Below are 11,842 nucleotides of genomic sequence, written 5' to 3' on the forward strand. Positions count from 1 at the left end.
CATGACCTACCGGCGGACGCTCTCAGCCGCCTGTTCAGTAGTACATGAACGTCGGGATCAGTCCGCCGCCGCTGGCATTCGGTATCGTTACCAGCCCGCCGACGCCGACGCCCCTGCTGTTCGCGACGTTGACCACGTCGTAGACCGAGCCGTAGTTGCCCATCCAGTGCCACGAGGGGTCGGACTTCTTGGTCTTGCAGGCGCTGGCGAGCTTGATGCCTTCCTGGGCAGTGAGAACTTGGTCAGCCCGCGGCATGTAGCAGCCGGCGTTCGGCGTCGTCGGCGCCTTCGGCGCGGGTGCGGCGGGAGCCGGAATCGCCAGGCCGATCAGCAATGCCGCGGGCGCGGCCGCGATGGCGAGGGTGCGAAGTCGGTTCATGGTTGACCTCCCTAGCTAGCCCACCTGTCTCGGAACCGAGATCTGAACCGACCGTAGAGTTGCCAGATCTGGTACCGCCATTCGGATGCGTCCATTCGGGTGATGGCGAGGTGTGTTGAGTAGCGGGTGGGTTGTTGAAGGAAGCGTCTGGGTGTAAAGGCTCGGGCGCGTTATTACGTGCCCCGCTGGATAGGCGTCCTCGACCGGGTCCGGGGCCGCTCAACTACGCGGTGGGTGTGGAACCGGTCCAGGGCCGTTGCTGTTGGCCCAGGGCAGGGGCATTCCGGTTCCGGCCTGTGCGCGTCACATGATCCGGGCGCGGTGACGGCACTGTCCCGAGTCCGTGACACAGGCTGCTGTGGTGGTGCGGTGCGCACGGGGAGGGCGTTACGGTCCGAATCCGGGTGCGGCCGGTCGGGCCGCCCGTGACCAGGGGGGACGTCCCACATGAATGCCCATCGCCTCAGACCCGTCGTCGTCGCGCTCACGGCCGTCGCGCTGGCCGCCGTACTGACCGGATGCCAGGGGGACGACTCCGCCGCGGGGGCCGCCGGAGCGCCGAGCGCCGGGGCCACGGCCGGTTCGGCGACGCCGAGCACGGCAGGCGGCACCGGCAAGGGCAGCGGCACCGGCAAGGGCAGCGGCACCGGCGAGGGCACCGGCACCGGCAGCGGCAAGGGGGCCACCGCGGCCGCGACGCCCGCAGGCAAGGGCACCGGACCGGCCAAGACCGCGACGCCGGCCGCCGGCTGTGTCACCAAGGCGCCGGACCCGGACCACTACGACCCCGACGAGTTCGCCCTCTACCGCGTCGAGGAACTCCCCGGCAGCACCGGCAAGGTGAACCTCGTCATCCAGCACGGCGCCTGGGGATGCTCCGGCGGGGACAGCGACGGCAAGCCGTTCGTCGTCAGCGGCGAGGACAGCCGCTGGGCCATGGACCAGGCCGCGTACGTCACCGCCACCAACCCCATCACCGACAGCAGTACGAACCAGCGCATCGGCGTGGGGGAGCTGATGGACTGGGTCAAGGCGCACCCCGACTCCGGCCTGGTGTTCAAGTACGAGGTGGCCGCCGACGGTTCCATCGACCGGCTGGAGCAGGTCTACACGCCGTAGTCGCCCCACACCCCGCCCTGGTTCCCGTGCCCCGTCATCCGGGCCGCCGACGCGATCGTCGCGCGGGCCTCGTGTTCGGACAGGCCGGTGTGGACGGCCGCTTCGACCAGGGGGTCGAGCAGGGCGGGCCCCAGGCCGTTCTCGTAGGCGCGGCAGGCCGCCCAGAACAGGCGGGTGTTGCGCTGGCCCTCGTGCGCGGTCAGGACGAACTGGACCAGACCGCGGCCGTGGTCGCCGGTCGGCGGCGCCGGGTGCGCGGGTCGGGGCGGGGGCAGGAGCAGCCGTAGCAGGGCCGGTGGGCACAGGGCGGGGGCGAGGCGCGCGGTGCCGGGCGCGGTGGCGTACACGCCGTGGGCGGTGCGGGAGCCGGGGCCCACGAGGTAGCCGCCGGCGCCCCGGATGTCGATGCCGGGGGCGAGCCGGCTCGCCGAGTTGGGGACGACGACGTCCGGCGGGCCGGTCAGCCACAGGTGGCGGCCGCCGCTCGGGGTGAGGACGACGACCGTCTCGGGGATCGTGAACAGGTGCCGCAGCGCCAGTTCGCGCAGCGCGGCCGAGGAGTCGGTGCCGGACTTGGTGTCCAGGTCGACGCCGATGAGGTGGTGCGGGGGCAGCCCGCAGGCGATGCCGTAGCCGGTGGCCCAGGGCGCGGCGGCGAACAGTTCGCGGATGCGGACCGGGTCGGTCGAGGCGTCGTACACACCGTGGCCGAAGCGGCCGCACTCGCCGTGGCAGGGCGGCCCCGCCGGTTCCGGGGCGTCGCGGTGCGGGGAGCGCAGGGCCGGGAGTTTCGTCCGGGACAGGGGGATGACCGCCAGCCCGCGTTCGGCGGCTGACAGGGCGTGTGCGAGGGCCAGCGTCGTGGCCTGCCGGTCGGTGGTGGCCATGCCTCCATGTTCGTACTCATGTTCGAAAAAGGGAAGGGGGGTCGGCGGTGACGCGCCGGGGTGGGGAGATTGGCCGGAAATGCGCCGGAACGATTCACCTCTTGTGGTGCTTGATGAGTGAAGGTCTGGACTGTGCCGTGTTGTGACGTGAGATGACCAAAGATGGCGATAGGGGTTTATCGACTTGTCATCACGCTTGCGTGCGAATCGGGCCTTCCAGGGTGGTTCGCCGGGGATTCGGTGGGCAAGTCTGGATGCGCGACGTCGTTCACGACAACCGAGGCGGTCGGCCAACTGCCTTGATACAAGCCGTACTTGACGCACCTTCGGCCTCCGTGTCGAGAGTGTTCCGTTCTGGAGGAACAACATGGCAAGCATCCGTACCGCCCGCGTTCTCGCCGCCGTCTCCGCTCTCCCGCTCGCAGCCGCCCTCTTCTCCGGTGTCGCTGCCGCGGACAACGGCGCCTTCGCGGACAACGGATCGAACGCCGGCGTGGCGAGCATCATCGGCAGCGGTGTCGGCCACGACAACAACGGAAACTCGTCCACCACGCAGCAGAACGCGGTCGGCTCCGGCGCCTCGAACCAGAGCAACACCGCACAGGTCAACGGCTCGGCCTGGACGGCCCTCCAGCAGGGCAACGAGAACGTCGCCGTCCACTTCACCCACCTGTGGTGAGCCGGGGTCGAGGCCCCTCTCGCTGAGGGCCCTCGCGGGGTGTGCTTCGGGGTCGTAACGCGTCTGCGCGGCGGTGCTTCGGTGCCGCCGCGCAGGCGTTGTCCGGTGCGCGGTTCCCGGGCCGCCGACCTTGACACCGACTGGTATCTGACGGACAGTCAGAAACCGTCCTGTCAGGCAAGCGAGGCCGGGAGGGCCCGCCGTGCACCTCGCCCCCACCGAGCGGCAGCAGCGGCTGCGCGCCGAACTCCGCGCCTACTTCCGGACCGTGCTGCCCGACCGGGGCGAACCCGCCGACGCGCGCGCTCTGTTGCGCCGCATCGGTGCCGACGGTTGGCTGGGACTCGGCTGGCCGGCCGAGTACGGCGGCCAGGGGCGGGGCGCGGACGAGCAGTTCGTGTTCTTCGACGAGGCGTACCGGGCCGGCGCCCCCGTCTCCATGGTCACGCTCAACACGGTCGGCCCCACGCTGATGAAGTACGGCAGTGAGCACCAGAAGGCCTACTTCCTGCCCCGGATCCTCTCCGGTGACCTGGTCTTCGCGATCGGCTACACCGAGCCCTCCGCCGGCACCGACCTCGCCTCGCTGCGGACCCGGGCCGTACGGGAGGGCGACGGCTGGCGGATCGACGGGCAGAAGATCTTCACCTCGGGCGCCCAGCACGCCGACTGGATCTGGCTCGCCTGCCGCACCGACCCGGACGCGCCCAAGCACCGCGGCATCTCCCTCCTCCTCGTCCCCACGGACGCCCCGGGCTTCTCCTGGACGCCGATCGAGACCGTGGGCGGGCAGACGACGACGGCCACGTACTACGACGGTGTCCGCGTCCCCGCCCGGAACCTGGTCGGCGCCGAGAACGAGGGCTGGTCGCTGATCACCAGCCAGCTCAACCACGAACGGGTCGCCCTCGCCGCCATCGGCATGCAGGCCGAGGAGTTCTACGTGGCCGCGCTCGCCGCCGCCCGCACCCCCGATCAGGTGACCGGCAGGTGCCGCGTTGACGAGCCGTGGGTGCGTTTTCGGCTGGCCGAGGTACATGCCCGTCTGGCGGCATCGCGCCTGCTCAACTGGCGTTTGGTGGGGGACGTGGGGGCGGGCCGGCTGGCCCCGGGCGACGCCAGTGCGGTGAAGGTCGCGGGAACGGAATCGGCTGTCGCGACGTATCGCATGTGTCAGGAGATCGTCGGCGATGCGGGACTCGTCCGCTCCGGGTCGCCGGGGGCGTTCGAGGACGGCGAGCTGGAGCGGCTGAACAGGGCGGCGCAGATCAACACGTTCGGGGGCGGGGTGAGCGAGGTGCAGCGGGAGATCGTCGCGACGATGCGGCTCGGGATGACGAGGGGGCGGAGGTGAGCGAGGAGCTGAGCGAGGCGGTGGACGAGCTGGGCGCGCGGCTCAAGGCGTACGAGGGGCGGGCGGCCGCCGTCGCAGGGGTCGGCAAGGACCCGGTGAACGCGCCGATGATCCGGCACTGGTGCGAGGCGATGGGCGACACCAGTCCGGCGTACCGCGGACCCGGTGCCATCGCCCCGCCCACCATGCTCCAGGTGTGGACGATGGGCGGCCTGTCCGGCCACGAGGGGCGCACCGACGCCTACGACGAACTCCTCGGCCTGCTGGACGAGTCGGGCTGTACGTCCGTGGTGGCCACCGACTGCGAGCAGGAGTATCCACGGCCCCTGCGCCCGGGCGACGAGGTCACCTTCGACGCGGTGATCGAGTCGGTCTCCGACCGCAAGACGACGAAGCTGGGCACGGGGTACTTCGTCACGACCCGCATGGACGTACGGGTCGCCGGCGAACTCGCGGGCACCCACCGCTTCCGCATCCTCAAGTACGCCCCGGCCCGCCGCGAATCCCAGGCCAAGCGCCCCCGGCGCCCCCGCCCAGTGGTCAACCGGGACACCTCCGGCTTCTGGGAGGGAGTGGCCGAACACCGGCTCCTCATCCAGCGCTGCACGGGCTGCGGCACCCTGCGCCACCCCTGGCTGCCGGGCTGCAACGCCTGCGGCTGCCTGGACTGGGACACGGTCGAGGCGAGCGGCGAGGGCACGGTCTACTCGTACGTGGTGATGCACCACCCGCCCTTCCCGGCCTTCGAGCCTCCTTACGCGGTCGGCCTGATCGAACTCGCCGAGGGCGTGCGGATGGTGAGCAACGTGGTGGGGGTGCCGTACGACAAGGTGCGCATCGGTCTGCCGGTCCGGGTGGAGTTCCGCGGCTACGAGGACGAGGAGGGCGCACTCGTCCTGCCGGTCTTCCGGGTCGTCGAAGGCGAGGGGTGACATGGACTTCACGCCCACCGAGGCCCAGACCGAGGCCCGCGACCTGGCCGCGCGGATCTTCGGCGACCTCGCCACCCACGAGCGGCTGAAGACCGCCGGCACCGGCAGCGACCCCGAGCTGTTCAAGGCCCTGTGCACGGCGGGCCTGGTCGGCGCTGTGACGGAGCTGGGCCTGCTCGGGCTCGTGCTGCTCCTGGAGGAACAGGGGCGTACGACGGCCCAGGCGCCCTATGCGGCGACGTGCGTGTACGGCCTCCTTGCGGTCGCCTCCCACGGCACCCCCGAGCAGCGGGAGCGGCTGCTGCCGGGTATCGAGGACGGCTCGGTGGTGGTCGGCGGGGCGCTTCCGGCACAGGGGGGTGTACGGGCCACTGAGCAGCAGCGGGGTGTACGGGCCGCTGAGCGACAGGGGGCTGTGCGGGCCTCGGGGCAGGACAAGGCCTCTGGGCAGGGCGAGCTGACCGGTTCCGTCCCCGTCGTCCCCTGGCTCCGGGACGCCACCCACGTCCTGGTCGCCGACACCGACCGGCGCCTGTGGCTGGCCGCGCTCGGCGAGGGCACCGGGATCACCCCCGTGGAGCTGACGGCGCCCTGGTCCGCGGGCCGTCTCACCCTCGACCGTGCCCCGGCGGAACCCCTCGGCGGCCCGGGCACCGGCGCATACGCCGACGTCCTCGCCACCGCCCGCACCGCCTTCGCCGGGCTCCAGGCCGGGGTGTGCGCCGGGTCGCTGGCGCGGGCGGTGGCGCACACCAATACCAGGGAGCAGTTCGGGCGCCCGCTCGCCACCCGGCAGGCCGTCCAACTCCGGGCCGCCGACGCCCACATGGACACCGAGGCGATACGGGTGACGGCGTACGAGGCCGCCTGGCGGCGGGACGCGGGGCTGCCGTACGCCACGCACGCGCTGACCGCCGCCTGGTGGGCCTCCGAGGCGGGACAGCGGGTCGTCCACACCGGTCAGCATCTGCACGGCGGGGCCGGAGCCGACCTCGACCATCCGGTGCACCGGCACTTCCTGTGGGGGCGGCAGCTGGACGCCTACCTGGGAAGCGGGGCCGAAGTACTGCAGGAACTGGGGGAGTTGATCGCACATGGGGAGTGAGACGCGGGCACCCTTTCCGGTGGCGGGCGCCGAACTGCCGCCGCTGGAGATCCCGATCACCCGCACGCTGATCGTGGCCGGGGCGATCGCCTCCCGGGACTACCAGGACGTGCACCACGACGCGGAGCTGGCCCGGCAGAAGGGCTCCCCCGACGTCTTCATGAACATCCTGACGACCAACGGGCTGGTCGGCAGGTACATCACGGACCACTTCGGCCCGTCCGCGGTGCTCCGCAAGGTCGCCATCAGGCTGGGCGCGCCCAACTATCCGGGGGACACGATGGTGCTGACGGGCCGGGTCGAGGAGGTCGACGGTGACACGGCGACGGTGCGCGTGGTCGGGGCCAACGCCATCGGCCGGCATGTGACCGGCACGGTGACGGTCAGCGTCCCGGCACCGTCCTCCGTATCGGACGAGGAGGCCGCGTCATGAGTGTGCGCACCCGGGACTCCCTCGGCGGCCGGGCGGCGATCGTCGGCATCGGGGCCACCGAGTTCTCCAAGGACTCCGGCCGCAGTGAGCTGCGGCTGGCGGTGGAGGCGGTGGGGGCCGCGCTGGACGACGCGGGGCTCACCCCCGCCGACGTGGACGGCCTGGTGACGTTCACGATGGACACCAGCCCGGAGATCACCGTGGCCCAGGCCTGCGGGATGGGTGAGCTGTCCTTCTTCTCCCGCGTCCACTACGGCGGCGGGGCGGCCTGCGCGACCGTCCAGCAGGCGGCGCTCGCGGTGGCGACGGGCGTGGCCGAGGTGGTGGTCTGCTACCGGGCCTTCAACGAGCGGTCGGGCCGCAGATTCGGCGCGGGCGTGCAGCACCGGGAGCCGTCGGCGGAGGGCGTGGCGCTCGGCTGGGCGCTGCCGTTCGGGCTGCTCACCCCGGCCTCCTGGGTGGCGATGGCGGCCCAGCGGTATCTGCACGCCCACGGGCTGACCCCCGAGGCGTTCGGGCAGGTGGCCGTGGTGGACCGGAAGTACGCGGCGACGAACCCGGCGGCCTACTTCCACGGCCGCCCCATCACCCTCGCCGACCACACCGCCTCCCGCTGGATCGTGGAGCCGCTCCGGCTGCTGGACTGCTGCCAGGAGACCGACGGCGGCCAGGCCCTGGTGGTGACGTCCCTGGAGCGGGCCCGGGACCTGCCGCATCCGCCCGCCGTGATCGCGGCGGCCGCCCAGGGCGCCGGCCGGGCGCAGGAGCAGATGACCAGCTTCTACCGGGACGACCTGACCGGACTGCCGGAGATGGGCGTGGTGGCCCGCCAGCTGTGGCGGACGTCGGGACTGGGCCCGGCCGACATCGACGTGGGGATCCTGTACGACCACTTCACACCGTTCGTGCTGATGCAGCTGGAGGAGTTCGGGTTCTGCGGGAAGGGGGAGGCTGCGGACCTGGTGGCCGAGGAGCGGCTGCCGATCAACACCCACGGGGGACAGCTCGGGGAGGCCTACCTGCACGGGATGAACGGGGTCGCGGAAGCGGTGCGCCAGCTGCGGGGCACGGCGGTGAACCAGATACCGGGGGCGGCCCGGACCCTGGTGACGGCCGGCACGGGGGTGCCGACGTCGGGGCTGGTCCTGGCGGCCGACGGGTGAGCCCTCAGGGGTGAACCCGCAGACGAGGTCACCCCGTAGTCCACCTTCAGGAGGTGTAGGCAACCCCACCCCTACAACCTGAGGGGGACCCCGCTTCGGGACCTGGGGCCGATCCGCCGCGGTGCGGTCCGCTCCTAGCGTGGAGCCATGACCACACCCGTCTGCACCAGCGCCTCGGCCGCCGCCGCACCCGCGCGGCAGACCCCTGCATACCCGTCGTTCTCCTCGTACGTCAGGGCCCGTCAGCCGATCCTGCTGCGTACCGCGCGCTCGCTGACCGCGAACCCGAGCGATGCCGAGGACCTGCTGCAGACCGCGCTCACCAAGACCTATGTGGCCTGGGAGCGGATCGAGGACCACCGGGCGCTCGACGGCTATGTGCGCCGGGCCCTGCTGAACACGCGGACCTCGCAGTGGCGCAAGCGCAGAGTGGACGAGTTCGTCTGCGACGAGCTGCCCGAGCCCGAGCCCGTACCCGGTGAGGAGGACCCGGCCGAGCGGCAGGCGCTGCACGACGCCATGTGGCGGGCGATCACCAAACTGCCCGCGCGGCAGCGGGCGATGGTCGTCCTCAGGTACTACGAGGACCTCAGCGAGGCCCAGACGGCCGAGGTGCTCGGGGTCTCGGTGGGCACGGTGAAGTCAGCGGTCTCACGGGCCCTGGGCAAGCTGCGCGAGGACCCCGAGCTGGGGCTGGTGCGCTAGGCCTCAGTTTCGCCTCCCCTAGTGACATACCGCGCGGTATGTGCGCAGAATCAGCGCAACCTCTACTCCCGCGTAGGCAATGTCGCCATGGAGGACGCCGTGCTGAGCACCATGCAGGACGTACCGCTGTTGATCTCGAGGATCCTGACCCACGGGTCGACGGTCCACGGATCGTCGCGGGTGACCACCTGGACCGGCGAGGGCGAGCCGCAGCGCCGTACCTTCGCCGAGACCGGCGCCCGCGCGGCCCAGCTGGCGCACGCCCTGCGGGACGAACTCGGTGTCCGGGGCGACGACCGGGTCGCGACGCTGATGTGGAACAACGCCGAGCACGTCGAGGCCTACTTCGCCATCCCCTCCATGGGCGCGGTCCTGCACACCCTCAACCTCCGCCTCCCGGCCGAGCAGCTGGCATGGATCGTCAACCACGCCGCCGACCGCGTGATCATCGTCAACGGCTCGCTGATCCCGCTGATCGCGCCGCTGCTGTCCAAGCTGCCGACGGTGGAGCACGTCGTCGTGACGGGTCCCGGTGACCGTGCCCCGCTCGACGGGGCCACCGCGCGGGTGCACGAGTACGAGGAGCTGATCGCCGGCCGGCCCACGAGCTACGACTGGCCCGAGCTGGACGAACGCCAGGCCGCCGCGATGTGCTACACCTCCGGCACGACCGGCGACCCCAAGGGCGTGGTGTACAGCCACCGTTCGATCTACCTGCACTCCATGCAGGTCAACATGACCCAGTCGATGGGCCTGACCGACCAGGACACCTCGCTGGTCGTGGTCCCCCAGTTCCACGTCAACGCCTGGGGCCTGCCGCACGCCACCTTCATGACCGGCGTCAACCTGCTGATGCCGGACCGCTTCCTGCAGCCCGCCCCGCTCGCCGAGATGATCGAGCGGGAGAAGCCGACGCACGCGGCCGCCGTCCCCACCATCTGGCAGGGCCTGCTCGCCGAACTCACCGCCCGCCCCCGGGACGTCTCCTCCCTCGGCCAGGTCACCATCGGCGGCGCCGCCTGTCCGCCGGCCCTGATGGCGGCCTTCGACAAGCTCGGCATGCGGGTCTGCCACGCCTGGGGCATGACGGAGACCTCCCCGCTCGGCACGGTGTCCCGCCCGCCGGCCCACGCGATCGGCACCGAGGAGGAGTTCGCCTACCGCGTCACCCAGGGCCGCTTCCCGGCCAGTGTCGAGGGCCGCCTCACCGGCCCCGGTGGCGAGCGCCTGCCCTGGGACGGCGCGTCGGCGGGCGAGCTGGAGGTGCGCGGCCCCTGGATCGCGGGCGCCTACTACAACGGCCCAGACGCCGAACCGCTGCGCCCCGCCGACAAGTTCAGCGAGGACGGCTGGCTGAAGACCGGCGACGTCGGCACCATCTCCCCCGACGGTTTCCTGACGCTCACCGACCGCGCCAAGGACGTCATCAAGTCCGGCGGCGAGTGGATCTCCTCGGTCGAGCTGGAGAACGCGCTGATGGCGCACCCGGATGTCGCCGAGGCCGCCGTGGTCGCCGTACCCGACGAGAAGTGGGGCGAGCGCCCGCTGGCCACGGTCGTCCTCAAGGAGGGCTCCTCCGTCGGCTTCGAGACCCTGCGCACCTTCCTCGCCGAGGAGGGGAAGATCGCCAGGTGGCAGCTCCCGGAGCGCTGGACGATCGTCGAGGCGGTCCCGAAGACGAGCGTGGGCAAGTTCGACAAGAAGGTGCTGCGCCGGCGGTACGCGGAGGGGGAGCTGGACGTCACCAGCCTCTGACCGGACGAGGGGTGGGCGGCCGTACGGCAAGCGCCGGACCCACGACAGGGCCTGGCGCCGTACCGCAGTGGTCGCCCACGACAGGACCTAGCGCCGTACCGCAGTCGTCGCCCACCCCAGCACCAGCCACACCCCCGCCACCGCGCTGACCCCGCCCCAGCCCCAGTGGGTGAAGGCCATGCCCGCCAGGGTCGAGGCGAGGGCGCCGCCGGTGAAGCCGGCGACGACGTAGGCGGTGTTGGCGGTGGCCGGGGCGGAGGTGGTCGTCAGGGCCAGGGTCTGGTTGGCGACATGGGAGGCGACCAGGGCGGCGTGGATGGCGACGGCGGCCACGAACAGCGCGGCCAGCACCTGTCCGCCCAGCCAGAACAGCGGCACGGACACGGCCGCGAGCAGATACGCGGACCGTACGACCTTCGCGGCGCCGAAGCGGTCGACCAGGCCGCCCGCGAGCGGGGCCACCGCGGTGGCCGTGAGGCCGAAGAGGCCGAACAGACCGGCGGTCGCGGTGGACAGGCCGTACGCCGGGCCGGTCAGCAGCAGGGCGAGCGAGGTCCACAGGGCGCTCCAGGCGCCGAACATCCCGGCCTGGCGCACGCACGCCCGCCACAGGTCGGGCGAGCGGCGGACGAGTCCGGGCAGCTCGGTGATGCCCGAGAACAGCGCTCCCGTGCGAGCCCGCCGCTCCGACGGCAGGGCCAGTGCCGTGGCCAGACCCAGGACGAGGGTCAGCGCGCCGGACCCGGCGAACACCCACCGCCAGCCGAAGGCCTGCCCGGCGAGGGAGCCGACGACCCGGGCCCCGACGATGCCGGTGAACAGACCGGCGATGACGGCCGCGACATGGCGGGCGCGGTGGTGGGCGGGGGCGCGCTCGGCGACCAGCGGGACGAGCAGCTGGGGGATGACGGTCGCCGCGGCGGCGACGAACACGGCGGCCGCGAGGGCGGCGGTGCCGGGCGCGACCGCGCCGAGCCCCAGCGCGGCCGCCGTGGCCAGCGAGAGCAGGGCGACCAGCGGGCGCCGGTTGACGCGGTCGCCGAGCGGGGCGAAGAAGAGCAGGCCGGCCGCGTAGCCGAACTGGGCGACCGAGGCGATCCAGGCGACCGCCGAGGGGACCGTGCCGAAATCGTGGGCGATCAGCGGGAACAGCGGGGCCGCGAGGTAGATGTTGGCGGCCGTGACGGCCGTGCAGACGGCGATGAGCAGGAGGAAGAGCCGGCCGGAGGCGGCGGGCCGTTCCCGGGCGGGGACCCGGATCTCGGGTGCCCGGTGGCTGGTGGTGCTGGTCGGTGACGGCATGAGCGGAGGTACTCCTTCGAGCCGACTCT

General features: G+C 72.2%; 12 protein-coding genes. 9 read left to right on the top strand and 3 right to left on the bottom strand.

Going from position 1 to position 11,842, the window contains the following annotated elements; all coding sequences use genetic code 11:
* Positions 1–34 precede the first annotated feature (34 nt).
* The gene (locus CRP49_RS13590; protein WP_097253606.1) at positions 35–379 is read right to left on the bottom strand and encodes a hypothetical protein; all 345 of its coding nucleotides are present in this window, start codon (positions 377–379) and stop codon (positions 35–37) included.
* A gap of 447 nt (positions 380–826) precedes the next feature.
* Here CRP49_RS13590 and CRP49_RS13595 point away from each other — a divergent pair, with 447 nt between their 5' ends.
* Positions 827–1,498 (top strand): hypothetical protein, encoded by a 672-nt coding sequence (locus tag CRP49_RS13595; RefSeq protein ID WP_097253607.1) that lies wholly within the window; start codon positions 827–829, stop codon positions 1,496–1,498.
* Here the strand turns inward: CRP49_RS13595 and CRP49_RS13600 are convergent.
* A complete protein-coding gene (locus CRP49_RS13600; protein WP_097253608.1) occupies positions 1,486–2,385 on the bottom strand; it encodes a bifunctional DNA primase/polymerase in 900 nt (299 codons plus the stop codon). The genes CRP49_RS13595 and CRP49_RS13600 overlap by 13 nt on opposite strands.
* Positions 2,386–2,752: 367 nt before the next feature.
* Here CRP49_RS13600 and CRP49_RS13605 point away from each other — a divergent pair, with 367 nt between their 5' ends.
* From CRP49_RS13605 to CRP49_RS13640, 8 genes are all read left to right on the top strand, one after another.
* The gene (locus tag CRP49_RS13605; RefSeq protein WP_097253609.1) at positions 2,753–3,064 is read left to right on the top strand and encodes a hypothetical protein; all 312 of its coding nucleotides are present in this window, start codon (positions 2,753–2,755) and stop codon (positions 3,062–3,064) included.
* A 202-nt stretch (positions 3,065–3,266) separates the two neighbouring features.
* Positions 3,267–4,418, top strand: coding sequence for an acyl-CoA dehydrogenase family protein (locus CRP49_RS13610; RefSeq protein ID WP_097253610.1), 1,152 nt, complete (start codon positions 3,267–3,269; stop codon positions 4,416–4,418).
* Positions 4,415–5,350: a bifunctional MaoC family dehydratase N-terminal/OB-fold nucleic acid binding domain-containing protein gene (locus tag CRP49_RS13615; protein WP_257033388.1), complete on the top strand. Its 936-nt coding sequence runs from the start codon at positions 4,415–4,417 to the stop codon at positions 5,348–5,350. The genes CRP49_RS13610 and CRP49_RS13615 overlap by 4 nt, the downstream gene beginning before the upstream one ends.
* A gap of 1 nt (position 5,351) precedes the next feature.
* Positions 5,352–6,455 carry an acyl-CoA dehydrogenase family protein gene (locus CRP49_RS13620; protein WP_097253611.1) on the top strand — a complete coding sequence of 368 codons (1,104 nt, stop codon included), beginning with the start codon at positions 5,352–5,354 and terminating at the stop codon, positions 6,453–6,455.
* Positions 6,445–6,888: a MaoC family dehydratase gene (locus tag CRP49_RS13625; protein ID WP_097253612.1), complete on the top strand. Its 444-nt coding sequence runs from the start codon at positions 6,445–6,447 to the stop codon at positions 6,886–6,888. The genes CRP49_RS13620 and CRP49_RS13625 overlap by 11 nt, the downstream gene beginning before the upstream one ends.
* Entirely contained in the window at positions 6,885–8,051 is a 1,167-nt protein-coding gene (locus tag CRP49_RS13630; protein WP_094218741.1) for a lipid-transfer protein, read from the top strand. The genes CRP49_RS13625 and CRP49_RS13630 overlap by 4 nt, the downstream gene beginning before the upstream one ends.
* Before the next feature lie 147 nt (positions 8,052–8,198).
* On the top strand, positions 8,199–8,756 hold the full coding sequence (locus CRP49_RS13635) for a SigE family RNA polymerase sigma factor (protein WP_097253613.1): 558 nt from the start codon (positions 8,199–8,201) through the stop codon (positions 8,754–8,756).
* A 99-nt stretch (positions 8,757–8,855) separates the two neighbouring features.
* Positions 8,856–10,511, top strand: a complete 1,656-nt coding sequence (locus CRP49_RS13640; protein ID WP_097257343.1) for a long-chain fatty acid--CoA ligase — start codon at positions 8,856–8,858, stop codon at positions 10,509–10,511.
* A gap of 87 nt (positions 10,512–10,598) precedes the next feature.
* Here the strand turns inward: CRP49_RS13640 and CRP49_RS13645 are convergent, their stop codons facing one another.
* Positions 10,599–11,813 (bottom strand): MFS transporter, encoded by a 1,215-nt coding sequence (locus tag CRP49_RS13645; RefSeq protein WP_097253614.1) that lies wholly within the window; start codon positions 11,811–11,813, stop codon positions 10,599–10,601.
* Positions 11,814–11,842 lie beyond the last annotated feature (29 nt).

This window comes from Streptomyces sp. Ag109_G2-15 (genome assembly GCF_900215565.1).
Classification (GTDB): Bacteria; Actinomycetota; Actinomycetes; order Streptomycetales; family Streptomycetaceae; genus Streptomyces; species Streptomyces diastatochromogenes.